Genomic DNA, 25129 nt, shown 5'->3' on the forward strand with positions numbered 1-25129 from the left:
TCCATGAGGTTGGCCGGCACGCCTAGTTCGGCAGGAGGCCGAGCGTCCTGCCGATGATCCGGTCCACCGTCCGTTTGGGAAGGACCGTCATCATCCATTCCTGCATCGGCGTGGGGGTCGCCACATAGCGCGCCTTGGGCTTTGCGATGGTCAGGGCCTTGGCCACGGCCTTGCCCAGGACTTCGGGCCGGAGCGCGCTCTTCTCCTGTCCCAGCATGTAGGCGCGCACCTTCTCCAGAGCCGGACCGAACGGGGTGGAAAGATAAGGCGTCATGTTGACCTCTTCGGCCTTGCTCCAGACCGCGGTTTTCACCGGCCCCGGCGCGACCACCACCACGTCGATCCCATGGAGCAGAAGCTCGCGCCGCAGGGCCTCCGACAGGCCCTCGAGCCCGAATTTGGAGGTGCAGTAGGGGGCTATGAAGGGACTGCCGGTCGTGCCCGATACGGAGGAGATCATGACGATCCGTCCCTTCGGTCCCTTCAGCTCCGGATCGGCGCCCAGGAGCGGCGCAAACGCCTGGGTGGCGATCACCACGCCCGTCAGATTGACCTCAAGCTGGGTACGGAACTCCGCCACCGGCAGGTGCAGCAGCGGTCCCGAGACCACGATCCCCGCATTGTTCACGAGGCCGGCCAGGGTTTGGCCGTTCAGCGTCCGGCGCACCGTGCCGGCCGCCGCTGTCACCGCCTCGGAATCGGTGACATCGAACAGCAGCGGCGTGAAACGGTCGCCGAATTCCTTGGCCAGCGGCTCGCCATGGGCCGGCTTCCTAACGCTCCCAAAGACGTGAAAACCCTTTCTCGCCATGGCCCTGGCGGTCGCCAGACCGATGCCGGACGAAACGCCCGTGACGACGATGCTACGCATCGCCGTTTGCCGGGGCGAAACCGTCGATCGCGTTGATCATCGAAGCGCCCTGCTGTTGCGTGAATGGCGCCGGAAAAGTATGCGTCGGATACCTAGGGGTCAATTACGCACTTAAACCATCCCAGGGATGCAGGAGGATATCGATGAGCTACGGTTTCGACCTGGATTTCAGCGTGGACTGCCCAAGCAGGAAGATTCTCGACCAGATCGCCGACAAGTGGTCGATGATGGCCCTGTTCGTCCTGAAGGAGCCCAAGCGCTTCAACGCAATCAAGCGGCGGTTGAGCGGCATCACGCAACGCGTGCTGACGCAGACGCTCCGCAAGCTGGAGCGCAACGGCATGGTGTCGCGCCGGATAATCTCCGGTCCGACGCTCGGGGTCGAATACGCCTTGACACCCTTGGGCCGGTCTTTGGAGGAGCCGTTTACGGCGCTGTATCTTTGGACCATCGCAAATATGGGCGCGATCGCGGACGCTCAGTCGCGCTACGATCTGAACCACTGACTCCGACGGCTCCGAAAGATCTGCCTCCGCGAGTTCGCGGCGCGCTGATCCCGCTCGGACGAGCCGTTTCGACAGGACGCGGAATCGGCTAAGCTCCTCGCCGATCGCTCGTGGCGTGATTGCGATTTCCTTGTCGGAGGAGACAATCATGCACCGTCTGAGCGGGCTGCTGCCCCTGTTTGCCGCCCTCGCCTGCGCCGCCCTGATCGGCGCCGCGCCGGCGCCATCGACCTATGTCCCGCAAGCGCAGTTCTGCCATCGGCCCGCGACGACGCATGGCCCCGTCATCAACGGCCTGTGTCCGACGATTCCGGGCAATATCGGTCCCGATCCGCTGCTCGACCAGAAGATCGCCTATAACGGCATCGTCGGCGCCCACCCGGCCTCGCCCGCCACCGACGTCCAGACTCCCTTCGACAATCTCTCCTGGCAGACTTTCGTCGCGCTCAACTGGACCAGGGGCAAGGAGAACCGTCCCGCCCGGGAGGGCTTGAACGGCAAGGGCGAACGGGTCTGGCAAGGCTTCCCGCGCGTCTCCCAGGTCTTCGGCAACAGCAAGGTGCAGGCAAACTGCAACGTGCCGCCGGGCTATGAGGTGTTCTCCATCGCCTCTCAGGGCGACGGCCAGCCGGCGACGCGCAACGAGGAATACATCCAGGCCGCGACCGGCGATCCCGCGATCGACGTCAACGGCAACTGGACGCTCTATGAGCGGCGCGTCAACGGCATCGAGATCGCCTATCTGAAGGCGCCCGACGGCAAGAGGAATTGGAATCTGACGACGCTGGCCGGCCAGTTCGCCTTCGCGGAGAACAATGCCGCGGTCAACTTCCCCGCCGCCGGCGGCGGCCGGCCCAACGGCGCCATGGAGATCAAGGCGGCGTGGCGCATCCTCGATCCGGCGCGACATGTGGCGAACCAGAAACGCTTCTACGTCATCCGCGCGATCATCGCGGTGGCGCCCGACCTCGTCTTCCGCGGCGCCAAACGGCCGGCGCCGATCTGCGCCCCGGTCGATCTCGGCCTCGTCGCGATGCACATCATCCAGAAGAATCCGACCACCACCAACGACCTCAAGCCGGAATGGTTCTGGTCCACCTTCGAGCAGGTCGACAACGCGCCGCTGGCCGCCGACGCCTGCGATCCGGCCTCGCCGTCGACTTGCGGCACGCTGGGCAAGCTGGCCTGCCCCGCCGGGCCGCCGCTGCTCGGCGCGCCGGATTATTCCTATTTCAATGCCCGATACCCGAACCTGCCGACCAACCAGCCGCCGCAACTTCTGCTGGGCGGCAAGGCCTTCCTGTGGAATCCGGTGCAGCCCTACGCTTTCAGCTATCTGACGCCGGCCGGCGGCGGCGCCAAGGCGGGCACCCAGATCGCGCGCTGCTGGAAGATCTACGCCATGACGGAGGCGCTCAACACGCAATGGCGCGCCGAACTGCGCAAGGTGGGTTCGGTGTTCGCGAACTACATGCTGGTCGGCACGCAATGGGGTGCCAGCACGACCGCGACGCCCAACCGGCAGATCCCGACCGGCGGCGTTCCGAACTTCCTCTCGAACAGCGTGGTGGAAACCTATCTGCAGACCCTGGCCGATCCGAACAATCCGTTCGGCAACGGCTCGTGCATTTCCTGCCACTCGGCCGCGACGCTGCTCAACAACACGACGCCGGCCAATCTGAGCTTCCTGCCGGACCTGGTGAACCTGCTGCAGGTGCGCCGCCCGGCGCTGCCGCCGCATCCTTGAAGCGGCTCAGGATCCGCCGCCGGAATCCCGCTGCCGGCGGCGCGGGATTTCGACGGCAAACACCCAGGCATTGCCGATCGACAGATAGAGGCAGCAGATCGCCGTCGGCATCAGGAGGTAGAGGCCGACGGAACGGCCCGCGACGAGCGAGAGGCCCGCGACGACCGGCAACAGGGTGCCGCCGACCGCCAGCGCGCGGCGCACCATGCGGGGGCCGAGCGAGCCCAGCACCGCCGTCCCGTCTTCGGGGAAATGCCAGGAGAACACCGCGATGCCGGCGGCGAAGGCCGCGCCGGTGACGACGAATTCCAGTCCGAGCGCCAAGCCGTTCTGCGCCGGCAACAGGCCCCACAACCCGATCACCAGCATCTCGAATTGCAGGAACAGCGCCGCGAAGGCGCGGCTCATATAGCCGCTGACGCCCAGGACATGCGGCAGCGAGATCGTCAGGCCGACGAAGAGCAGGCCGGCCAGCGTCGCGCCGACCTGCGTCATGGTGACGAAGAAGTCGTGCCAGGCGAGGATCGCATCGGCCGTCATGGCCGAGACGATACCACCTCTTACGGTTGCAGAAGAGGCAATCCCTATCGCGGCGCCATTCTGATCGCGCCGTCGAGACGGACGCATTCGCCGTTGAAATAGGGGTTCGACAGCATCTCCAGCGCCAGCGAGGCATATTCCGGCGGATTGCCGAGACGCGGCGGGAACGGAACCTGCGCCCCGAGCGCGGCCTTCACCTGCTCCGGCGCGGCGCCGAGCAGCGGCGTGTTGAACAGGCCCGGCATGATGGTGTTGCAGCGGATGCCTTCCTGCGCCAGGTCGCGCGCGACCACCAGCGTAACGCCGTTGATCCCCGCCTTGGACGCCGTATAGGCCGCCTGGCCGATCTGGCCGTCCTGGGCCGCCACCGACGCGGTGTTGACGATCGCGCCGCGCTCGCCGCCCGGCAGCGGATCGAGCGAGAGCATGCCCTGCGCCGAGATCGCGATGCAGCGGAAGGTGCCCACGAGATTGATCTGGATGATGAAGTTGAAGGCGTCGGTCGGGAAGCGGCGCGTCTCGCCTGTCTTCTTGTCGCGGCTCGCGGTCTTGATCGCGTTGCCGGTGCCGGCGCAGTTGACGAGGACGCGCTCCTGCCCGTTGGCGGCGCGCGCCTTCTCGAAGGCGGCGAGCACGCTCTCTTCGCTGGTGACGTTCGCCTCGCAGAAGATCGCACCGATCTCGGCTGCCAGCGCCTCGCCCTTGGTCTTGTTCATGTCGAGCAGCGCGACCTTGACGCCCTTCGTGCGCAATGCGCGGGCGGTGGCTTCGCCGAGACCCGAGGCGCCGCCGGTGACGACCGCCGAAATCGATGAATTCAGTTCCATGTGAATGCCCTTCCTGTTGGCCGGCCGGACTCTTAGACCGGGGCGCGGGTGCGCGCCAAGTCTGCCGCTAGGGCAGCAAAATCATCTGCGTCTGCGTCACGATCGCGACCAGCTTGCCGTCCTCACGCGCGATGCGCGTGGTCCACACCGAGGTCCGCTTGCCGACATGGACCGGCGTCGACTCGCCGGTGACCGTCGTTCCTTCCTTCGCCGCGCCGATGAAGTTGGTCTTGCTCTCGATGGTCGTGGTGTTGGCGCCGCGCGGCATGTTGAGCACCGCCCCGATGGCGCCCAGCGCATCGGCGAAGGCCATGATCGCGCCGCCATGCATGATGTGGCCGGCGGTGCAGAGATCCGGCCTGACGACAAGCCGGGCGACGACCTTGTCGGGTTCCGCACGGACGACCTCGACGCCCATCAGGGTCGGAAAAGGCTGGTTCGCCAGGATCCGCTTGCCGATGTCCATGACATTCCTTTTTCCGCCATCATTCGATGGCGTTATACTGGCACGATGACCAGCGACACGCCCACCGTCCGGCTTCCCGTGCCGATGAAGCGCGACGAGAAGATCGTCGACCGCGGCTTCTGGAACAAGCTGCTGGCCGTGGCCGGCCGCATTCCCTTCGCGGAGGACGCGGCGGCCGCCTATTTCTGCGCCGTCGATCCCGCCACGCCGGCGAGGGTCAAGGCGATCCTGTTCGCGGCGCTCGCCTATTTCGTGATGCCGTTCGACGTCGTGCCGGATTTCCTCGCCGGCATCGGCTTCACCGACGACGCCGCCGTGATCGCCATGGCGCTGAGCGTCGTCGCCGGCAATATCAAGGAGCCGCACCGCGTCCGCGCCCGCGCCGCGCTCCACATCGCCGAGCCCCCCGCCTCGGCATGAACTATCGCGACGTCGAGCGGTTCTGCCTCGCACTTTCCGGCGCGACGCGCGACGAACCCTGGAGCGACACAACGGTGTTCAAGGTCGGCGGCAAGATGTTCGCGGTCATCGTGCATGACGACCGCCACAAGCCGGTCGGGCTGTGGTTCAAGGCCGGCGAAGGCAGTTATGAAATCCTGACGGAGATCGAAGGCATCGGCCCCTGCCCCTATTTCTGGCGCGCGAAATGGGTCGAGACTAAAGGCCTGAAGCCGCTGAAGCCCGCCGAACTGCGCGGCTATCTCGCACGCTCGCACGCGCTGGTCGCCGCGCGGCTGTCGCGCAAGACGCGCGCCGCGCTCGGGATCGCTGTCGAACCGCATTAGCGGGTAAGCCGCTGTCGCAGCAGCGTGCTCATGTCGCGCCGGCCGTCCAGCACGGCAACGACTTCGACGACGGAAACCGAGACCTTGTAGAATATGCGATAGGGCTTGAAATGAAGCTCGCGGAAATCCTTGCGCCCGGTCGCCGCCAGTTCCTTGGGCACATTGCCGCGACGGGGCAGGACCGCCAGCGTCGCGATGCGCTTTTCCAGGGCATCGATCACCCGATCCGCCGCGATGGCACCGGTGTTCTGCGAGATAAAGACATGGATATCGTCGATGTCGTGAACCGCGGAGGCCGCGACAATGACACGGAAGGCCAAAGCCTACCGCCGACGCCTGGCGTTGCGCCTTACCGCCACGAAGGCCTCGCGCAAGGGCAGTGCCTTTCCGCCGCGGATATCCGCCTCGCCAATCGAAAGAATCTGGAGCAGCGCCAGCGTATCCTGCGTTTCCTCATAGCTCGCGATGTCCTGCAAAACCGCTTTCGCTTCGCCGTTCACCGTGATGACCATCGGACTGCGGCTCTCGGCGATGTCTTCGAGAACGGCGGGCGCGTTTGCCTTCAGATAGGAGATCGGCTTTACGCGATTGGTGAGTTTCATGGCGAACCTCTCGGACCGAGTTTAGTCCGAATTAGGTCCAAAGGCCAGCAGTTCAGCGCGGCGCCGCGATGGAGGCGTGGAGCTGGTCGGTGGTCGTCTTTTCCGAAGTCAGGCCGACGAACTGGATGCCGATGCCGTCGGCATGATGGCGCGCGACGCGGCCCGCGAGCTGGCCGATCAGCACGAACTCGCCGATATGCGGACGGATCGCGGTCCGGACCGAAACGCCGGTCGGCGACAGGTCGATCACCTCGCATTTCTCGATCGTGCCGTCGGTGCGGGTGAACTGCGCGACGCCCTTGGTCGGCGTGCGGTCATGGGTCCGCATGTCGCCGTCGTCGATCAGCGATTTGTTGAGGAACAGCGTAAGCTGCTCGGCGATCTTCTCGCGCTTGAGCTGGGTCGCGTTGAACCGCATGCCGAAGCCGAAGCCGTCGCGGCGCGCCACCGCGCCCTCGAAACGGCCGAAGCCGTCGACATAGAGCACGATATGGGTGCCGGCATCGGGGATGTAATCGCTCTCGATCGAGGCGCCGCCGGGCGACAGGTCGACCACCTTGCACGGCGATTCCTGGGCGATGTCGGGCACGAAGAGGCGGCCGGCAAGATCGACCCGCACGCGGCGGAAGCGCCGGCGCTCGGCGCGCGCCTTCGCGACGACGGGATCCTCGATTCTCTTCAACAGGGGCTGTCCCATGGACCGCCACTCCGGGCTTTGAAATCCGCCACAGCTTCCTCCCGGGAGGATCAACAGAAGGTTACCGCCGGCGCAACTTGGTGAGGACAAGGGACGGTTTCTTGTCCGGCGCGCTTAACCTTCCGGGCCCCGCGCGCTATACGAAATTCAGAACCATCGGGTGCCGGCCGCGCGGTTGCGGCCAGCCCGTGCGGGGGGACACATGCAGCTTGGGCATCGATTCGTTAACCAGTGCGCCACCGGCCTGGCGTTTGCCCTGGCGGTTTTCGCGCTGGCGGGCTGCGCCGGCACCTCCTCGCTCGACCAGCTCGCGGGCACGACGCCGACCGGTTCGGCCTTCACCCAGCAATTGTTCAAGAACTATTCCTACCTCGCCAATTCCTTCGGCGCCGGCGGCAGCTTCGACAGCGAGGGCGTCGTCTCGGCCTTCGGCGGCGACACCGATACGCTCGCCGAGGCCTTCGCCACCAAGGCCCTGATCGCCGCGCGCGGCAGCGAACCGGAACCCGAGCCCAGCATCGACGGCGACTCCGCCGCGGCGCGCGCGCGGCTGGTCCGCGCGCTTGCCGTGGGCAAGGATCGTTTCCCCGTCGACGCGGCCCGGGCGCAGACCGATTTCGATTGCTGGATGCTGAACAGCGCGGTCGAATCCCAGGCCGGCGCGGCGGCGCAGTGCCGGTCCTCCTTCGACAATTCGATCGCCAGGCTCGAACGCGGCCGCCAGCCCGTCGCATCCGCGCCCGTGCCCGCGCCGGCGCCCATGTCGGACTTCACGGTCTATTTCGACTTCGATTCCTGGTCGCTGTCGGGCGAACAGCTCGGGGTGCTGCAGAAGGCCATCGCCACCGCCCGCGCCGGCGGCCAGTCGCGCATCGCGGTGGTCGGCCACACCGATACGTCGGGATCGGCCGCCTATAACCAGGCGCTGTCGGTGAAGCGCGCCAATGTCGTGGAGGAAACGCTCGTCGACATGGGCGCAAGGCGCGACGCGATCCAGGTCTCCGGCGTGGGCGAGGCGGACCTCGCGGTTCCGACCGCCGACGGCGTGCGCGAGGCCAAGAACCGCCGCGCCGTGATAACGCTGTCGCCGTAATTCACGCGCCCTCAAGGGAAAGTAGACCGGACAGAAACAATTCGATCTCGCCACGATCTGCCAGCCGCACCACCGGCACATCCGGTCCGTGCTTCATCCGAAAACTCTCGATCAGCGGCCGGTTGATGCGGTCGAAATTGCGGATGTAGCGCAGAACCTGCGGCAGTTTGCGCAGGCGATGGACGCGGTCGCCGCCGAGTGCCCGCCGCGTCGCGCGCCAGACGCAAAGCCGGCGCGGGCATTCCAGCCAGACGATATGCGTGGCGCGCGGCAGGCGGATGTCGAAGCTGACGGCGGCGAAATTCCCGTCGCTGACCCAGGCGTCGCCCGCATGCAGCCGCTTCAGCGTCTCGCGGAAGGCCGGCGTCATGCCGTTGTCCCAATTGGGCTGCCAGATCTCGTCCAGCGAGATGACGTCCAGCCCGCCCCGCGCGCCGATCCGCCGGGCGAGGCGCGACTTGCCGCTTCCCGCACATCCCAGAACGACGATCCGCGCCACGCAGAGGCCCCGACAAGACGCGCCAAATTGACGTTGCGTCGGGTCGCGGTCAAAGGCGACACAGGCGTCATCTTTGGCTATGGTCCGTGTCAAGAACACAGGGCGGAAACGACATGAAAGCCTATGACTACGTCATCATCGGCGCCGGCAGCGCGGGCTGCGTGCTGGCCAACCGGCTGTCCACCGATCCCACCGTCGAGGTGCTGCTGATCGAGGCGGGCGGGCGCGACAAGTCGATGATGATCCACATGCCCGCCGGCATCCCGGCCCTGCTCGGCAAGCCCAACCCGTTCAACTGGTACTACCAGACCGAGGGCCAGCAGCACCTGAACGGCCGCAGCCTGTACTGGCCGCGCGGTCGCGGCTGGGGCGGCTCGTCCTCGATCAACGGCATGATCTATATCCGCGGCCATGCCCGCGACTACGATTCCTGGCGCCAGCTCGGCCTCGAAGGCTGGTCCTTCGCCGACGTGCTGCCCTATTTCAAGCGCGCCGAGTGCAACGAGAACGGCACCGACGACTTCCACGGCCAGGAAGGGCCGCTGAAGGTCTCGAACGGCCGCTCGGCCAATCCCTTGTTCCGCGCTTTCGTGCAGGCCGGCGTCGAGGCCGGCTTCAAGCAGACGCCCGATTTCAACGGCTACCAGCAGGAAGGCTTCGGCCCCTACCAGCTCACCATCCATGAGGGGGCGCGCTGGAGCGCCGCCAAGGCCTATCTGACGCCGGTCCTCGGCCGCAAGAATCTCACCGTGGAGAGCCACGCGCATGTCAGCCGCATCCTGTTCGACGGCGCCCGCGTCACCGGCGTCGAGTTCATCCAGAACAAGCAGCCCGTGCGCGTCACGGTCACGCGCGAATGCCTGCTGTCGGGCGGCGCGGTGAACTCGCCGCAGACGCTGCTGCTGTCCGGCATCGGCGATCCGGCGCTTCTGAAGCGCTTCGACATCCCCGTCGTCGCCGACCTCAAAGGCGTCGGCAAGAACCTGCAGGATCATCTCGACGCCTCGATCCAATACGAATCGAGCCAGCCGATCACGCTCTACAGCCAGGCCAAGCCGCTCGCCGCGCTGAAGACCGGCCTCAACTACATGCTGTTCAAGAAGGGCCTGGCGACCGGCCAGGGCCTGGAGAGCGGCGCCTTCCTGAAGAGCCGTCCGGACCTCGAACATCCCGACCTGCAATACCATTTCATCGCCGCGCTGATGACCGACCACACCCGCAAGAAGGCCGACCGCCATGGCTTCATGGCGCATGTCTGCCAGCTCCGCCCGCAGAGCCGCGGCTATATCTCGATCAAGTCGAACGATCCCCTGGCGGCGCCGATCATCCAGCCGAACTACCTCGAAGCCGAGGAAGACCGCCGCGCCATGCGCGAGGGCACCAAGATCGCGCGCGACATCTTCGCCCAGGAAGCCTTCGACCCCTATCGCGGCCCCGAACTATGGCCCGGCGCCCATGTGCGCACCGACGACCAGATCGATGCCTGGATCAGGAAGACCGCCGAAACGATCTACCACCCGGTGGGAAGTGCCAAGATGGGCAAGGACTCCGAAAGCGTGGTCGATGCCGAGCTCAAGGTCTACGGCATCGAAGGCCTGCGCGTCGTCGACGCCTCGGTCATGCCGACCCTGGTCAGCGGCAACACCAACGCACCGACCATCATGATCGCGGAAAAGGCCGCCGACATGATCCTGGGCCGCCCAGCCCTGGCGCCCATGCCGGTGCCCGTCGCCGAAGACCGCGCCGCCGCCGCGGAATAATCCCGCGCCGTCGTTGATCGTCCGCAACAACGCCGCCATGCCGGTCCGGCATGCTGGACGCTCTTGCGTTCGGACAAATACGACACACTTTTGTCCTATCTTTGCGACGGTGGGCGCTGGCACGCTGTCCGGGCGTTATAGCGGGAGTATCTTGCGGATATGAGCGGCATGAAACGGATTCTGATCCCGGCGGCGGCGGTCGTGCTGCTGTCCTGGGTGCCGGCGGGCGCGCAAAGCGGCCGCTACCCCGTCCGCACGATCAATTTCGACCTGTGGTGCCAGGAGACCCAGCACCTGGCGCCAGACCGTTGCGACAAGCGCACGCCGCAGGACGAGGCCGACTACGAGGCCTATCGCGCCAAGGTCGAGAAATACGAGATCCCCTATCTCCAGGGCCAGGAGACCGGCGCCCAGCTCGACCGGACGATCCTGCACAACGATCCGATCGACAACCCGATCGACAAGAACCCCTCCGCCGCCCAGCAGCAGGCGGTCTCCCCCAGCAACCCGCCGAAGCCGCAGTAAGCGGGCAGCCCCTCCTCCTTTTCCTCCCCCGCATTTGCGGGGGAGGTGGCACGCCGTAGCGCATGTGTGGACGGCCCCGGTTTGGCAAGGAGATTTTGGGCTGTGACGGGAGCGGTGGATGCGGTCATGTGTACGGCCTTTTGGTGCGGTACGCGGACCGCTGGCCCTGATGAAATCCGCGGACGCGCCATTCCATCAGCGAAGCGGGCTCGAAGGCTCCTTGCGCTTTGCGAATTGAGCGGTCCCCGGCTCGACCGGTTCGTCGTCATGGCTCAAGCATTTCCCTGCCTTCCCGGAGCGGTTTGCGCCCCGGGAATTGCGTGTGCCCTATGCGGTGAGGGGCCTGCGGTAGGTTCCGCCTTTGACCAGGATCGCCCAGACGATACGGGCCATTTTGTTGGCGAGGGCGACGGCGGCGACGAGTGCCGGCCTGCGGCCGAGCAGCGAGAGCAGCCAGGGCGAGGCCTTTTCGGGATCGGTCCGTGCGCGCCGGATCATGGCAAAGGCACCCATCACGAAGAGGGTCCTCAAGGTCCGGTCGCCGGCCTTGGTGATGCGGCCGAGCCTGGTCTTTCCGCCGGAGGAGTCCTGTTTGGGCGTCAACCCGACCCAGGCGGCGAAATCGCGGCCCGAGGCGAAGCGCGAGACATCGCCTGCCAACGCCGTGACCGTGCTGGCGGTGATCGGTCCGACGCCCGGGATCGTGCGCAAGCGTTTGCAGGCTTCGTTCGTCTCGGTGTCGGCGGCGATCTTGCGGTCGAGGCCGACGAGGCGCGCCTCGACGGCTCGGATGGCAGCGGCCATCATGGCGTAGACATCGCGCGCAAGCTCCGGAATGCGGGCGTCGCCGGCCTGGGCGATCTTGAGGATCTCGTTGGCGCCGCGTTGCCCTTGCGCGGACACGATGCCGAACTCGGCCAGACCGGCTCGAAGGGCATTGAGCATGGCGGTACGCTGGCCCACCAGCTGGGTGCGGACCCGATGGACCAATGCCAAAGCCTGGGCCTGCGGCGTCTTGATCGGCACGAACCGCATGGTCGGCCGCGTCACCGCCTCGCAGATCGCCTCGGCATCGGCGGCGTCGTTCTTCTGCCGCTTCACATAAGGCTTCACATAGTGCGCCGGCATCAGCCGCACCTCGTGGCCCAGCGCCGTGAGCTGCCGTGCCCAATGGTGGGCCGTGCCGCACGCTTCGATCCCTATCAGGCAGGGCGGGAGCCGCTCGAAGAACGCGAGAACCCGGCTGCGCGCCAGGCGCTGACGAACGACCACGGCGCCGGCGCCATCAACGCCGTGTACCTGAAACACCGACTTCGCAATATCCAATCCGATCGTGCTAACTTGCATGGGGCGGCTCCTTCCCGTGTGGGTCCTGAAACGGCCACACCTTGGCACATCGATGTCGTAAGGAGGGGCCGTCCACCCCATCAGCGGAGGCGTGACGGAGGGGGCCACCCCCATCCAAACACTTACCCCCTCCGTCGCGTCGCTACGCTCCGCGCCACCTCCCCGCTATCGCGGGGAGGAAATGACCCTTGAACTCTGCCCCACAGAGCGTATAACTCTGTATCACAGAGTTCTCGGTAAAGCAGCATGACCATGGATCCCAACGAAGCCGATGCCCTGCTCAAGGGCGTCGAAGGCGCCGAGAAGCGCACACGCGAATTCCTCGTCTATGCCCGCGCCGGCGACTACATGATCCTGTGGGGCGTCTTGTGGGCGGTCGGCTTCGGCCTGGGCGAGCATCTGTGGCCCTACACGCGCGCCTTCTGGCTGGTTCTCGAAGCGATCGGCATCGCCGGCACGGCGGTCATCACCTGGCGCGCCGCGAGCTGCGTCGAACCCGGCCGGCGCCGCTTCGTCTATGTCCGCCCCGTGGTCGCGGTGCTCGTGATGATCGGTTTCGGCACCTTGTGGGTCTGGCTGGCCCATTTCGGCGGCCGCGAGCAGTCCGCCTTCTGGCCGACGCTGTGCGGCGCGCTCCTGTTCTGTTTCGGCCTGTGGGCGGGACGCACGCTGTCCGTCGCCGCGGCGGTCGTCGTGGCGCTGACGATGGCGGGCTATTTCTGGTCCGGTCCCTGGTTCGACCTGTGGATCGCGGTCACCTGCGGCGGCGCGCTGATCCTCGGCGGCCTGTGGCTGAGGCGCTGACATGGCCGACGAGATCATCCACCAGTCGATGCGGCTGAAGATCATGTCGTCGCTCAACGTCCTGGGGCGCGCCGACTGGCTCGAATTCACGCGGCTGAAAGCCATCCTTCAGACCACCGACGGCAATCTCGGCACCCATCTCGAGACCCTCGCCAAGGCCGGCTACATCCAGATCGACAAGCGCTTCGAGGGCAAGCGGCCGCAGACCCGCGTCAGGGCGACCGCGGCGGGGCGGCGCGCCTTCGCCGATCACGTCGCCTATCTGCGCGGCATCCTCGATTCCAACTGACCGGAGCCCGTCATGTCCAACCTGTTCGCCGCCATGAAGCCGCTGCTCAGCGACCTCGCCTCGACGATCTTCTTCGCGGCCCTGATCGCGATCACCGGCAATGTCTATTGGGCGACGGGCATCGGCATCGCGATCGGCGTCGGCCAGGTCGCGGTCCAGAAGCTGCTCGGGCGCGAGATCGCCCTGATGCAATGGGCCAGCCTCGCCATGGTGATCGTGTTCGGCACGCTGACGCTCTATTTTCACGATCCGCGCTTCGTGATCGTGAAATTCACCATCGGCAAGCTCGCCATCGGCGCCGCGATGCTCAAGCCCAACTGGATGAGCCGCTACCTGCCCCGGATCGTCACCGACACGCTGTCGGCGACCGAGCTGACGATCTACAGCGCGATGTGGCCCGTGATGATGTTCGGCCTGGCCGCGGCCAATCTTTATATCGGCCTGACCATGAGCCCGCGGGTCTGGGCCTGGTTCCTCGGCACCGTGCCCGTGGCGGCCCCCTGGGTGCTGTTCGCCGTCCAGTATCTCGCGATCCGCGTCCACGTGACGGGCATCCTGCGCCGCCGCACGGCGGTGGCGGCGGAATGATCGCGGATGTGGATCAGACCGGCTCCAGCCGGCCCAATCCCCTGCCGAGCGTCCGGATCAGGTCGAGCGCGGCCTCGTCGGCGAAATGCACCGTGGCGGGGCGGCTCTGCGACACGACGAGACGCAGATGCGGCGCGCGCGGATGGTTGCGCAGGGACATCGGACCCGGCGGCGGGGGGGGCGGAAGATTGTCGTAGGAGGGAAGCGGATCGTCCTCGCGGATGAGCTGCGAGGCGGCGAGGCGCTGGAAGGCGATGGGCTTGCCGGCGAGCGCTGAGGAGTCGCTCAGGATCTGGATCATGCCGATGAAGCGCGTCGGCTGGCCGCCGTTGAAGCTGATGGGCGCGAGCACGGTCTCGATCTCGACCATGCCGCAATCGGACGTCGCGCCGATGGAGGACAGGCACACGGGCTGCTTGAGCGTCATCGCCTGGCGCAGCAGCGCGCCGAGCGCGAGGCTGGACTGCGTCTCCCAATGGGCGAGGAACCCGGTGCCCTTGAGCTCGAAGCCGAAGCGCTCGCAAAGGCCCGTGCCCGCGAGGCGGTAGATCGGGCGCTGCGGATTCTCGACATCGAGGATGAAGACCTGGGACAGCATGCGCTTGATGGCGCGCGGATCGATATCCGTCTGGTCGGGCACGTCGCGGCCCTTGCGCAGGCGGCTCCAGTAACCCACCAGCAAATGGCTGTTCTTGTGCTTCATAACCCCATCACCCCGTTGCTCGGGACGTTCCCGTTTCGGAACGCCGGTTTGCTCTTGGGTGGGGAGGAGAGCGAGGACCGTGCCAGCGGCGGAACTACCGGCTCCAGGGTCCGCGGACATCGAACGGACCGAAATAGGCCACGTCGCGCGATTTGAGCAGCGGGGTGAGGATCAGGCCGGCCGCGAAGCCGCCGACATGCGCCCACCAGGCGGTGCCGGGCTCCGACGCCGGCGTGAGCGCCGCCGTCACGAGCTGCAGCGCGAACCAGAAGCCGATCACCCACACGGCGCGGATCCAGACCGGATAGAGGAAGATGCCCAGCGTCAGCAGCGTGTGCACGCGCGCACGGGGATACAGAAGCATATAGGCCGCCAGCACGCCCGAGATCGCGCCCGACGCGCCGACCACGGGCGTGGTCGAATTGGGATCGATCGCGAACAGCGTCAGGCAAGCGACCGTGCCGCAGACGAGGTAGAAGACGGTAAACTTCACATGCCCCATGGCGTCTTCGATGTTGTTCCCGAAGATCCAGAGATAGAGCATGTTGCCGCCGATATGCAGCCAGCCGGCGTGCAGGAACATCGACGTCAGGATCGTCGTCCAGACCGGCAGGCCGAGGCCCATATATCGCGCGCCTTCCGGATGCGAGAACGCATGGGGTGTGAAGCCGAACGCCGTGAGCGCCTCGTCGGTCCGCGGCCCGAGCGCCAGCTCCCAGAGGAAGGCCAGCACGCACAAGACGATGATCGCCACCGTGACGTAAGGCCTGGTCCTTGCCGGGTTCTCGTCCGAGAAAGGGATCATGTGCCGTTTGCCGCGAAAATCCGGGCTCCGGCTGTGCCAAATCGGGCCGGCGGGCCCGCGCCGGGGCGCCCCCGCGCTGGCACAAATCGTGAAGCGGAAGGCTCCGACATTAAAGCTTTGTCCGATATCCGGCGACGGGCCGGGGGATGAGGCTAGTGGGATCGAAGGAGCATAGCATGCCGCGCCAGACCAGCAGTCTCATCGCCGCGTTCGCCAGCGTCGCACTGACGCTCGCCCCGCTTTCGCCCGCGGTCGCCGGCAATATGGGCGGCGGCGGCCACGGCTCGACCCCGAACTGCCCCGACATGGGCGGCCATGGCGGCGGTCACGGCGGCGGCTCGAACCTCAACATCAACAAGAACATCAATATCTTCAAGCCGATCAACATCAACAAGAACATCAACATCAACAAGAACGTGATCATCAACAAGAACATCGTGATCAACAAGGTCAACGCGATCGCCACCGCGCAGGCCTCGGCCTTCGCGACGGCCGCCGGCGCGGCGCAGGCCGGCGCCGCGGCGCAGACCATCGTCTATTCGGGCAGCTACCAGATCATCAATTACAGCAACCGCGGCGGCGGCGGCGCGATCGCCATCGCGGCGGTGCATGGCGGCGGCACCTGCCACATGCAGGAAGCCACCGTCGTCAAGTCGATCCACGCCGTCTGCGTGTCCTTCGAGGGGCGCGAATACGCCGCCTCGCACATGGTCGGCGATACCTGGATCGATTCGGGCTATGAAGGCGAGATCGCCCGCTGCATTCCCGGCTCGCACCTGAAGGTGATCATCGGCGAGGTGCTGCAATCCGACCAGGGTCTCGCGGGAACCTATGAGCATGGCCAGGTCCTGATGTGCGGCGAGCACGAGGCGCTGCGCCATTTCAAGGACGGCATGGTCAAATGCGCGCCGGCGATCCCGGTTCCGGACTGCACCGAGCGCACCAATCTGCGCCGCTGGGGCACGGGCGATTTCTTCTTCTCCTTCCGCGCCCAGGTCTGCGTCTCCTCGACCACCACCGCGGACGCGGCGACCGAGTCCGCCGAAGTGGGCGGCATGACGCTCGACGGCGGCGTCGGCGAGACGTCGGGATACTGATCGTTCGGCCGGCCCTCGAGGGCGGGTAGACATTCGTTAAGCCAAAAGAAGGACCATGCGCGGGATTTCCGCGCATGGTTTCTTCGTGACGGCACGCCTGCAACTTGTCCTTTTCGCCATCGTCGCGGCCGTCGGCACCGTCGACATCGTCTGGGCGCAGGCCGGGCATTTCGACCTCGATGCGCGCGCCTATGGCCTGCTCGCGCTGCTGGCTGCGGCGCTGGCCGGTGGCGGGCTCTACTACACCCATATCCGCAAGGACGAGCGCCTGGCCGCGATGCTGGTCGCGACCGCGTTCCTGATCGGCATGTCGGCGAGCTTCAGCGTGCTCAACTATCTGCTGCTGACCGTCGCGGGCCCGCGCATCGACATGGCTCTCGCCGCCCTCGATCGCGCCATCGGCGTCGACTGGCCGGCCATGATGGCCTGGGCCGCGCGTCATCCGGTGACCGACATGGTATTGCAATTCGTCTACGTCTCGGTCCTGCCGCAGATCGCGGTGCTGGTGCTCTGCCTGGGATTCTTTGGAAAGCCCGAGCAGATCTACCGGCTGTGCGTCGCGGTGGCCGCCGGCGCCGCCATCTCCATGGCGGTCTGGACCATGGCGCCGTCCTTCGGCGCCTTCAGCGTCTACGACCTGCCGCCGAACGTCGCGAGCCATCTCGCGCTCGCGCTCGACGGCCGCTATGCCCATGAACTGGTCGGCCTCCTGGTCCATGGGCCGGGACATATCTCGCCGGCCGCCGCGAAGGGCCTGATCGGCTTTCCCTCCTACCACGCCGTGCTGGCGCTACTGGTGGTGTGGTACGCGCGCACGCTTCCCGTCGCACGCTGGATCGCGCTCGGAATCAACTCGGCCGTCCTTGTCGCGACGCCGATCCAGGGCGGCCATCACGTCGTCGACGTGCTGGCCGGCTTCGCGGTCGCGGCGATGGCGATCCGCGCCGCCGATGTGGCCGCCGGATTCGCCGGTCGCCCCGCTGCGGCAGCCCTTCGAACCGAGCCCGCCGGCCTCTAATTCCCCTGCGTCAAACGCGGCGTCCCGCGCACTTGAACCCCTCCTTGCGCGCAAGGGACCCCCTGCTATTGTGCCGCCCATCCCGCCATTTCCAGCGCAAGGTCTCTCCATGAACATCCACGAATACCAGGCCAAGGAGGTTCTCCGCGGCTTCGGGACCCCCGTGCCGCGCGGCAAGCCGGCCTTCACGGTCGCGGAAGCGGTCGCCGCCGCCAAAGAACTGGGCGGACCGGTCTGGGTGGTGAAGGCGCAGATCCATGCCGGCGGGCGCGGCAAGGGCGGCGGCGTCAAGGTGGTCAAGTCCATCGAGGACGTTGAGAAAGAGGCCAAGCGCATGCTCGGCATGACGCTGGTGACGCACCAGACGGGCCCGCATGGCCGCGTCGTGAAGCGGCTCTATATCGAGGACGGCTCGGCGATCGACCGCGAGCTTTATCTCTCGGCGCTGGTGGATCGCGGCACCAGCCGCGTCGCCTTCATCGCCTCGACCGAAGGCGGCATGGACATCGAAGAGGTGGCGCACAAGACGCCGGAGAAGATCAAGACCTTCCAGATCGAGCCCGCCGTCGGCTATTCGCCCTATGTCGGGCTGGAGATCGCGACCGCGCTGAAGCTGAAAGGCGATGCGGCCAAGCAGGTCGGCGGCGTGATCAAATCGCTCTACGACGCGGTGATCGCCAAGGACATGAGCCTTCTGGAGATCAATCCGCTGGTCCTGACCAAGGACGGCAAGGTGATCTGCCTCGACGCCAAGATCAATTTCGACGACAACGCGCTCTGGCGCCACAAGGACATCCAGGCGCTGCGCGACCTCGACGAGGAAGACCCCATGGAGGTCGAGGCGTCGAAATACGATCTCTCCTACATCAAGCTCGACGGCGAGATCGGCTGCATGGTGAACGGCGCGGGCCTCGCCATGGCGACCATGGACATCATAAAGCTCTATGGCAGCGAGCCGGCCAATTTCCTCGACGTCGGCGGCGGCGCCTCCAAGGAGAAGGTGACGGCAGCGTTCAAGATCATCGTCTCCGATCCGAACGTGAAGGGCATCCTGGTCAACATCTTCGGCGGCATCATGAAATGCGACATCATCGCGGAAGGCATCATCGCCGCCGCGAAGGAAGTGTCGCTGAAGGTGCCGCTGGTGGTGCGGCTCGAAGGCACCAATGTCGAGCTCGGCAAGAAGATCCTGGCCGAGAGCGGCCTTCCCATCGTCTCCGCCAACGACCTCGCCGACGCGGCGCAGAAGATCGTCAAGGCCGTGAAGGGTTCCAAGTAATGTCCATCCTCGTCGACAAGAACACCAAGGTCATCACCCAGGGCTTCACCGGCAACCAGGGCACATTCCATTCCGAGCAGGCCATCGCCTATGGCACCAGGATGGTCGGCGGCACCTCGCCGGGCAAAGGCGGCACGACCCATCTGGGCCTTCCCGTGTTCGACACGGTGCGCGAGGCCAGGGAGGCGACCGGCGCCACGGCGAGCGCGATCTATGTCCCGCCGCCCTTCGCCGCCGACGCGATCCTGGAAGCCATCGACGCGGAAATCCCGCTGATCGTCTGCATCACCGAAGGCATCCCGGTGCTCGACATGGTCAAGGTCAAGCGCGCCCTGTCGGGCTCCAAGTCGCGGCTGATCGGACCCAACTGCCCCGGCGTGATCACGCCCGGCGAGTGCAAGATCGGCATCATGCCCGGCCACATCCATCGCCGCGGCACGGTCGGCATCGTGTCGCGCTCCGGCACGCTGACCTATGAGGCGGTGGCGCAGACCACGGCGGTCGGCCTCGGCCAGACCACCTGCGTCGGCATCGGCGGCGACCCGGTGAAAGGCACCGAGCACATCGAAGTGCTGGAGATGCTGCTGGCGGACCCCGAAACCCAGAGCATCATCATGATCGGGGAGATCGGCGGCAGCGCCGAGGAAGACGCCGCCGACTTCGTCAAGCACAGCAAGGTCAAGAAGCCGATGGTCGGCTTCATCGCCGGCGTCACCGCCCCGCCCGGCCGCCGCATGGGCCATGCCGGCGCGATCATCTCCGGCGGCAAGGGCGACGCCAATTCCAAGATCGAGGCGATGAAGAGCGCCGGCATCCGCGTCTCGCCCAATCCGGCGGCGCTGGGCACGACGCTGGTCGAACTGCTCGCCGGAAAATAGCGGCCGGGGCCGATGCGCCGCGCGCATCGGGGGCCTGCGCAATCTCGGGGGGACGCGGCCGCATCGCGCGGCTAGCGTCCTTCTGCGATGGAAACGGATTCATCCCTCGGTTTCGCGGGCCTGGGCGTCATGGGCGAAGCCATGGCGCGGAACCTCCTTCGGATGCATCCGGACCTCGTCGTCTGGAACCGCTCGGCGGACAAGGCCGAAGCCTTGCGCGCCGCGGGCGCCCAGGTGGCGGCGAGCCCCGCCGATTTCTTCCGCCGCACGCGCATCGCGATCCTGATGCTGGCGGACGGTGCGGCGATCGACGCGGTCCTCGCCCGCGCCACGCCGGCTTTCGCCGCCAACGTCGCCGGACATGTCGTCGTCCAGATGGGAACGGTGTCGCCGGACTATTCGCGCGCGCTGGAAGCCGATATCCGCGCCGCTTGCGGCGCCTATGTCGAAGCGCCGGTCTCCGGCTCGCGCGGACCTGCGCAAGCCGGCGAACTCGTCGCCATGCTGGCCGGCGATCCGGCCGCCGTCGCGCAAGTGCGGCCGCTGCTGGCGCCGATGTGCCGCGAGACGGTGCTGTGCGGCGCGGCGCCCAATGCGCTGACCATGAAGCTCGCGGTCAATCTCTATCTCCTGACGATGGTCGCAGGCCTCGCCGAGGCGGTGCATTTCGCGGAAGCGCACGGCCTCGACATGGCGCGCTTCCTGGCCGTGCTCGACGCCGGACCGATGGCGAGCGCGGTGTCGCGCGCCAAGGGCGCCAAGCTCGCGGCCCGCGATTTCGCGGTGCAGGCGGCGGCGCGCGATGTCCTCAAGAACAGCCGGCTGGTCGCCGCGGCGGGGCGCGCCGCCGGCATCGCCACGCCGCTGCTCGATGCCGCCGATGCGCTCTACGGCGAAACCGTGGCGCTGGGCCTGGGCGAGGCCGACATGGCGGCGGTCATCCGCGCCATCGAGGCACGGAGCGGAACCGGTCAGCCGCGTTTCACCACGGCCGGCTTGGCGTAGAACGCGTTGCGCAGGAAGGCCTGCATCGGCCGCTCGAAGAAATGGTACGACAGCGTGCCCAAGCCGATCAGCACGGCATAGAACGCCGCCAGCACCCAGCCTTGCATGAAGAATTGCGGCTCGAGATCGTAGCGGTTCGCGAGCAGCGCCAGCGCGAGCTGCATGGGAAAATGGATCAGATAGGTCGCGTAGCTGATGTCGCCGAGGAAGCCGAGCCAGGGCCGCCGCTGCCCGCGCTCGCGCATCGCCAGCGACAGCACGGTCAGCGGACCCAGCAAAAGATCGAACACCAGCAGGAATTTCACATTGCCCTCGCCGCCGGCGAGCAGCGGGCTGCCGAGATAGAGCAGCGCGAACAGCGTCGCCCAGCCGGCGACGGCCGCCGCGGTCAGGCCGCGCGAGATTGCCCGCGCCCGCGGGTGTCCGCGCAAGCTCCGCCAGCAGGAAACCATGACGCCGCCCATGAAGAATCCCATGATGCCGCGCGCGATATGTTCGTCGACCCAAAGCACGACGCCGCCGGCGAGCGCGATCATCAGGCAGTGCAGGCCCCGCGGCAGGCCGGCGCGGCAGGCGAGGAAGAACAGCAGGTACAGCAGAACCTCGATCGAGACCGACCAGCTCGGCCCGTCGAAACTCTGGGCGCTGAGCGGCCACCAGTTCTGCGCCAGGAAAAGCTGCGCCGCGAAATGCGGTGCGTCGTTCGCCTGATAGACGAAGAACTGTCCGTTCTGCTGCCAGAACGCATATTGCATCGCCGCCACGAGGATCAGGAGCACGAAGTGCAGCGGATAGAGCCGCGAGAAGCGCAGCAGCGCGAAGCGCCAGGCGCCGACCCGGCGCTCGCGGATCGCCTCGCCGTAGAGCCAGAAGAACACGAAACCGGAGAGCACGAAGAACAGGTCGACCGCCGCCCAGCCCTGGAGGTAGAGCGGCTTGAACAGCCAGAACAGGGGCTGCTGGTCCCGGCTCCAGCCTTCCATCCAGTCGCCGTCGATGGCGAAGAAATGCTGCCAGTGCCAGAACACGATCGACAGCGCGGCGATGCCGCGCAACGCGTCCAGCGAGGTCAGCCGCCGAGGTTCCATGTGCCGTCTTACCCTTCGGCGTGACGGATATCGAAATGAATTCGCAGCGACATTGATCCGGCGCAGGCCGTCGCAGGCCTGTCGCAATTCGGCCGTGTCACACCCATATTTAACCTCGAGAAGCGTTGAATTGACGCCCTATCGGCGCTACCACGCGTCCCCACGGTTCATGCCCCAACGGAAAAGCGGCCGGACCCAAGAAGTCCTGCCCTAACATCCTGAAATGACAGACCAATCCTCGCCCACCCGCCTCGCCCGCAGCTCCAATGACCTGCTCGAGGCGACCTCCTTCCTGTCCGGCACCAATGCCGCTTTCGTCGAATCCCTGTATGGGCAGTATCTTGAGAACCCCGACGCGGTCGACCCCAGCTGGCGTGCCTATTTTTCGGGCCTCGGCCAGACCGCGCTCGACCCGGCCCAGCTCGGCCGCGGCCCGGAATGGCGGCGCGACCAGAAACCCCGATTGGAGAATGGCGATCTCGTCGGCGCCCTGACCGGCCAATGGCCGGCCCGCAAGGGCGTCGCGAGCGAGGCCGACCTGCACAAGGCGGCGCAGGATTCGATCCGCGCCATCCAGCTGGTGCGCGCCTATCGCGTCATCGGCCATCTCGAGGCCGATCTCGACCCCCTGAACATCACGCCCAGGCAGCCGCATCCCCAGCTCGATCCCAATTTCTACGGCTTCCACACCGAAGACCTCGACCGCCCGATCTTCCTCGACGGCGTCATGGGCTTGTCGACCAGCACGCCGCGCCAGGTGACCGACATCCTCAAGCGCACCTATTGCGGCCGCATCGGCTACGAGTTCATGCACATCAACGACGCCGAGCAGAAGGACTGGCTGCAGCGCCGCATCGAAGGGCCGGACAAGGAGATCGTGTTCTCGCCCGAAGGCAAGAAGGCGATCCTGAACAAGCTGGTCGAGGCCGAAGGCTTCGAGAAATTCGCCTCGCTGCGCTTCCTCGGCACCAAGCGCTTCGGGCTCGACGGCGGCGAAGCCATGATTCCGGCGTTGGAGCAGATCATCAAGCGCGGCGGCCAGCTCGGCGTGAAGGAGATCGTCATCGGCATGGCCCATCGCGGCCGGCTGAACGTGCTCGCCAACGTGATGAGCAAGCCCTATCGCCAGCTGTTCCACGAATTCTCCGGCGGCAGCGCGAACCCGGAAGAGGTCCAGGGTTCGGGCGACGTGAAATACCATCTCGGCGCCTCGTCCGACCGCCAGTTCGACAACCACAACGTCCATCTCTCACTGACCGCCAACCCGTCGCATCTGGAGGCGTCCGATCCCGTCGTGCTGGGCAAGGCGCGCGCCAAGCAGCAGCAGCGCGACGACACGGCCGAGCGCACCAGCGTCCTGCCGCTCCTCCTGCACGGCGACGCGGCCTTTGCCGGCCAGGGCGTGGTCGCGGAATGCTTCGCGATGAGCGGGACCAAGGGCTTCCGCATCGGCGGCACCATCCATTTCATCATCAACAACCAGATCGGCTTCACGACGTCGCCGGCCTATTCGCGCTCCTCGCCCTATTGCACCGACATCGCGCTGATGGTGCAGGCGCCGATCTTCCATGTGAACGGCGACGATCCGGAGGCCGTGGTGCATTGCGCGCGCATCGCCACCGAATTCCGCCAGCTGTTCCACAAGGACGTGGTGATCGACATGGTGTGCTACCGCCGCTTCGGCCACAACGAGACGCTGGAGCCGACCTTCAGCCAGCCCCTGATGTACAAGGCGATCAAGGACCATCCGACCACCCTGCAGCTCTATGCGAAGAAGCTGGTCGACGAAGGCACGCTGACCCAGGCCGAGGCCGATGCGATGAGCAAGGCCTTCGTCGCCCGCCTCGACGAGGAGCTGGCCGCGTCCAAGACCCACAAGCCCGAGCAGGCCGATTGGCTCGACGGCCGCTGGTCGGGTCTCGGCGTCGCGCCCAAGGGCGACCGCCGCGGCGACACCGCGGTGCCGCTCGACGTCGTGCGCGAGGTCGGCGCCGCGCTGACCCGCCTGCCGGAAGGCTTCAGCCTGCACAAGACCGTGGCGCGCAGCCTGGAAGCCAAGGACGCGATGTTCGCCTCCGGCGAGGGCTTCGACTGGGCGACGGCCGAGGCGCTGGCCTTCGGCACGCTGATGCTCGAAGGCATGCCGATCCGCTTCTCCGGCCAGGATTCCACTGAAGGCACCTTCTCGCAGCGCCATGCCGCGCTGGTCGATCAGCAGACCGAGAAGCGCTACTACCCGCTGGCGAACATCCGCGAAGGCCAGGCGAATTTCGAGATCATCGACTCGCTTCTGTCGGAAGAGGCCGTGCTCGGCTTCGAATACGGCTACTCCTCCGCCGAGCCCAAGGCGCTGACACTGTGGGAAGCGCAGTTCGGCGACTTCGCCAACGGCGCGCAGGTGATCATCGACCAGTTCATCGCCTCGGGCGAGACCAAGTGGCTGCGCATGTGCGGCCTCGTGATGCTCCTGCCGCATGGCTACGAAGGCCAGGGCCCGGAGCATTCTTCGGCGCGGCTCGAGCGCTATCTGCAGCTCTGCGCCCAGGACAACATCCAGGTCGCCTATTGCACGACGCCGGCGAACTATTTCCACGTCCTGCGCCGCCAGATGCACCGGCCGTTCCGCAAGCCGCTGATCCTGATGACGCCCAAATCGCTGCTGCGCCACAAGAAGTGCACGTCGTTCCTGGCCGATTTCGGCCCCGGCTCGTCCTTCCATCGCGTGCTGCGCGACCAGGCGGAATCGGTGCCGGGTGCCTGGACGACCAGGCTGGCCGAGGACCGCGATATCAAGCGGGTGATCCTGTGCTCCGGCAAGGTCTATTTCGACCTGATGGAAGCGCGCGACAAGCTGAACGAAAGCGGCGTGTACATCCTGCGGCTGGAGCAGCTCTATCCCTTCCCGGAAGGCCCTTTGGCGCTGGAGCTGAACCGCTTCCCCAAGGCCGATATCGTCTGGTGCCAGGAAGAGCCGCAGAACCAGGGCGCCTGGACCTTCGTGCGCCCCCGCATCGAGCAGACCATCGCCCAACTGGGCGGCACGGCCAGCCCGCGCTATGTCGGGCGGTCCGAATACGCCTCGACCGCGGCCGGCCTGATGAGCCAGCACAACGCCGAACTGAAGGCTTTCCTCGCCGAAGCACTGACTTTGTAAGCGACCGTCATCGCCCGGTCCGGAGCGCAGCGAAGGATCCGGGCGACCCATTTTTTCTCAAGGCGAAACAAAAATGGGTCCCATAGACAAGCCGGGTGACGGCGAACTGGGCTATAAGACGACCGTTCCTACCGAATTCCGCGTTCTCCGCGGCGG

At 66.4% G+C, this 25129-nt stretch carries 28 protein-coding genes; 16 read left to right on the top strand and 12 right to left on the bottom strand.

The features are described from left to right. Positions 1-22: 22 nt before the first annotated feature. Positions 23-871 carry an SDR family NAD(P)-dependent oxidoreductase gene (locus tag WDN01_13210; GenBank protein ID MEJ0026979.1) on the bottom strand — a complete coding sequence of 283 codons (849 nt, stop codon included), beginning with the start codon at positions 869-871 and terminating at the stop codon, positions 23-25. A gap of 143 nt (positions 872-1014) precedes the next feature. Here WDN01_13210 and WDN01_13215 point away from each other — a divergent pair, with 143 nt between their 5' ends. Beyond that, positions 1015-1377: a helix-turn-helix domain-containing protein gene (locus tag WDN01_13215; GenBank protein ID MEJ0026980.1), complete on the top strand. Its 363-nt coding sequence runs from the start codon at positions 1015-1017 to the stop codon at positions 1375-1377. A 148-nt stretch (positions 1378-1525) separates the two neighbouring features. Then, positions 1526-3124 carry a hypothetical protein gene (locus WDN01_13220; protein MEJ0026981.1) on the top strand — a complete coding sequence of 533 codons (1599 nt, stop codon included), beginning with the start codon at positions 1526-1528 and terminating at the stop codon, positions 3122-3124. A 6-nt stretch (positions 3125-3130) separates the two neighbouring features. Here WDN01_13220 and WDN01_13225 read toward each other — a convergent pair whose 3' ends face one another. The 3 genes from WDN01_13225 to WDN01_13235 form a co-directional block, all read right to left on the bottom strand. Further along, positions 3131-3664 carry a hypothetical protein gene (locus WDN01_13225; GenBank protein ID MEJ0026982.1) on the bottom strand — a complete coding sequence of 178 codons (534 nt, stop codon included), beginning with the start codon at positions 3662-3664 and terminating at the stop codon, positions 3131-3133. 44 nt (positions 3665-3708) lie between these two features. Beyond that, entirely contained in the window at positions 3709-4491 is a 783-nt protein-coding gene (locus WDN01_13230) for an SDR family NAD(P)-dependent oxidoreductase (protein MEJ0026983.1), read from the bottom strand. 67 nt (positions 4492-4558) lie between these two features. Next, on the bottom strand, positions 4559-4957 hold the full coding sequence (locus tag WDN01_13235) for a PaaI family thioesterase (GenBank protein ID MEJ0026984.1): 399 nt from the start codon (positions 4955-4957) through the stop codon (positions 4559-4561). Between the two features lie 45 nt (positions 4958-5002). Between WDN01_13235 and WDN01_13240 the strand changes: the two genes are divergently transcribed. Then, the gene (locus tag WDN01_13240) at positions 5003-5377 is read left to right on the top strand and encodes a YkvA family protein (protein ID MEJ0026985.1); all 375 of its coding nucleotides are present in this window, start codon (positions 5003-5005) and stop codon (positions 5375-5377) included. Continuing rightward, positions 5374-5742 carry an MmcQ/YjbR family DNA-binding protein gene (locus WDN01_13245; GenBank protein MEJ0026986.1) on the top strand — a complete coding sequence of 123 codons (369 nt, stop codon included), beginning with the start codon at positions 5374-5376 and terminating at the stop codon, positions 5740-5742. Before WDN01_13240 ends, WDN01_13245 begins: the two co-directional genes overlap by 4 nt. On the opposite strand, the gene WDN01_13250 is transcribed toward WDN01_13245, so the two are convergent. Genes WDN01_13250 through WDN01_13260 form a run of 3 tightly spaced genes read right to left on the bottom strand, consistent with a single transcriptional unit; the run spans position 5739 to position 7041 of the window. Then, positions 5739-6062 (bottom strand): type II toxin-antitoxin system RelE/ParE family toxin, encoded by a 324-nt coding sequence (locus WDN01_13250; GenBank protein ID MEJ0026987.1) that lies wholly within the window; start codon positions 6060-6062, stop codon positions 5739-5741. The two genes, WDN01_13245 and WDN01_13250, sit on opposite strands and share 4 nt — an antisense overlap. A gap of 3 nt (positions 6063-6065) precedes the next feature. After that, positions 6066-6344, bottom strand: a complete 279-nt coding sequence (locus WDN01_13255; protein ID MEJ0026988.1) for a type II toxin-antitoxin system Phd/YefM family antitoxin — start codon at positions 6342-6344, stop codon at positions 6066-6068. 52 nt (positions 6345-6396) lie between these two features. Continuing rightward, entirely contained in the window at positions 6397-7041 is a 645-nt protein-coding gene (locus tag WDN01_13260) for a PilZ domain-containing protein (protein MEJ0026989.1), read from the bottom strand. A gap of 202 nt (positions 7042-7243) precedes the next feature. Here WDN01_13260 and WDN01_13265 point away from each other — a divergent pair, with 202 nt between their 5' ends. After that, positions 7244-8134 (top strand): OmpA family protein, encoded by an 891-nt coding sequence (locus tag WDN01_13265; protein ID MEJ0026990.1) that lies wholly within the window; start codon positions 7244-7246, stop codon positions 8132-8134. 1 nt (position 8135) lies between these two features. On the opposite strand, the gene WDN01_13270 is transcribed toward WDN01_13265, so the two are convergent. Then, entirely contained in the window at positions 8136-8633 is a 498-nt protein-coding gene (locus WDN01_13270; GenBank protein MEJ0026991.1) for a hypothetical protein, read from the bottom strand. Positions 8634-8746: 113 nt separating this feature from the next. On the opposite strand from WDN01_13270, the gene WDN01_13275 reads away from it, so the two are divergent. Both WDN01_13275 and WDN01_13280 read left to right on the top strand, forming a co-directional pair. After that, positions 8747-10393, top strand: coding sequence for a choline dehydrogenase (locus WDN01_13275; GenBank protein ID MEJ0026992.1), 1647 nt, complete (start codon positions 8747-8749; stop codon positions 10391-10393). Positions 10394-10561: 168 nt separating this feature from the next. Further along, positions 10562-10918: a hypothetical protein gene (locus tag WDN01_13280; GenBank protein MEJ0026993.1), complete on the top strand. Its 357-nt coding sequence runs from the start codon at positions 10562-10564 to the stop codon at positions 10916-10918. Positions 10919-11245: 327 nt separating this feature from the next. On the opposite strand, the gene WDN01_13285 is transcribed toward WDN01_13280, so the two are convergent. Then, a complete protein-coding gene (locus WDN01_13285; protein ID MEJ0026994.1) occupies positions 11246-12265 on the bottom strand; it encodes an IS110 family transposase in 1020 nt (339 codons plus the stop codon). Positions 12266-12511: 246 nt separating this feature from the next. On the opposite strand from WDN01_13285, the gene WDN01_13290 reads away from it, so the two are divergent. Genes WDN01_13290 through WDN01_13300 form a run of 3 tightly spaced genes read left to right on the top strand, consistent with a single transcriptional unit; the run spans position 12512 to position 13946 of the window. Further along, the gene (locus WDN01_13290; GenBank protein ID MEJ0026995.1) at positions 12512-13069 is read left to right on the top strand and encodes a hypothetical protein; all 558 of its coding nucleotides are present in this window, start codon (positions 12512-12514) and stop codon (positions 13067-13069) included. A 1-nt stretch (position 13070) separates the two neighbouring features. Then, positions 13071-13358: a transcriptional regulator gene (locus WDN01_13295; GenBank protein MEJ0026996.1), complete on the top strand. Its 288-nt coding sequence runs from the start codon at positions 13071-13073 to the stop codon at positions 13356-13358. A 12-nt stretch (positions 13359-13370) separates the two neighbouring features. Next, a complete protein-coding gene (locus WDN01_13300) occupies positions 13371-13946 on the top strand; it encodes a septation protein IspZ (GenBank protein MEJ0026997.1) in 576 nt (191 codons plus the stop codon). Positions 13947-13959: 13 nt separating this feature from the next. On the opposite strand, the gene WDN01_13305 is transcribed toward WDN01_13300, so the two are convergent. Together WDN01_13305 and WDN01_13310 are read right to left on the bottom strand one after the other, a co-directional pair. Next, complete coding sequence (locus WDN01_13305; protein MEJ0026998.1) at positions 13960-14649, bottom strand: PAS domain-containing protein; 690 nt, start codon at positions 14647-14649, stop codon at positions 13960-13962. Positions 14650-14743: 94 nt separating this feature from the next. Next, positions 14744-15454, bottom strand: coding sequence for a rhomboid family intramembrane serine protease (locus WDN01_13310; GenBank protein ID MEJ0026999.1), 711 nt, complete (start codon positions 15452-15454; stop codon positions 14744-14746). A gap of 176 nt (positions 15455-15630) precedes the next feature. Between WDN01_13310 and WDN01_13315 the strand changes: the two genes are divergently transcribed. The 5 genes from WDN01_13315 (at position 15631) to WDN01_13335 (ending at position 20731) form a co-directional block, all read left to right on the top strand. Beyond that, the gene (locus tag WDN01_13315; GenBank protein MEJ0027000.1) at positions 15631-16551 is read left to right on the top strand and encodes a hypothetical protein; all 921 of its coding nucleotides are present in this window, start codon (positions 15631-15633) and stop codon (positions 16549-16551) included. Between the two features lie 55 nt (positions 16552-16606). Then, positions 16607-17569 (top strand): phosphatase PAP2 family protein, encoded by a 963-nt coding sequence (locus WDN01_13320; GenBank protein MEJ0027001.1) that lies wholly within the window; start codon positions 16607-16609, stop codon positions 17567-17569. Between the two features lie 109 nt (positions 17570-17678). After that, positions 17679-18848 (top strand): ADP-forming succinate--CoA ligase subunit beta, encoded by a 1170-nt coding sequence (gene sucC, locus WDN01_13325; GenBank protein MEJ0027002.1) that lies wholly within the window; start codon positions 17679-17681, stop codon positions 18846-18848. After that, on the top strand, positions 18848-19726 hold the full coding sequence (sucD, locus tag WDN01_13330) for a succinate--CoA ligase subunit alpha (GenBank protein ID MEJ0027003.1): 879 nt from the start codon (positions 18848-18850) through the stop codon (positions 19724-19726). Before sucC ends, sucD begins: the two co-directional genes overlap by 1 nt. An 87-nt stretch (positions 19727-19813) precedes the next feature. Next, entirely contained in the window at positions 19814-20731 is a 918-nt protein-coding gene (locus WDN01_13335) for an NAD(P)-dependent oxidoreductase (protein ID MEJ0027004.1), read from the top strand. On the opposite strand, the gene WDN01_13340 is transcribed toward WDN01_13335, so the two are convergent. Then, the gene (locus WDN01_13340; GenBank protein ID MEJ0027005.1) at positions 20698-21819 is read right to left on the bottom strand and encodes an acyltransferase; all 1122 of its coding nucleotides are present in this window, start codon (positions 21817-21819) and stop codon (positions 20698-20700) included. The genes WDN01_13335 and WDN01_13340 overlap by 34 nt on opposite strands. 223 nt (positions 21820-22042) lie before the next feature. Here WDN01_13340 and WDN01_13345 point away from each other — a divergent pair, with 223 nt between their 5' ends. Then, the gene (locus tag WDN01_13345; GenBank protein ID MEJ0027006.1) at positions 22043-24973 is read left to right on the top strand and encodes a 2-oxoglutarate dehydrogenase E1 component; all 2931 of its coding nucleotides are present in this window, start codon (positions 22043-22045) and stop codon (positions 24971-24973) included. Positions 24974-25129 lie beyond the last annotated feature (156 nt).

The sequence above is a fragment of the Rhizomicrobium sp. genome (genome assembly GCA_037200985.1).
Lineage (GTDB): Bacteria > Pseudomonadota > Alphaproteobacteria > Micropepsales > Micropepsaceae > Rhizomicrobium.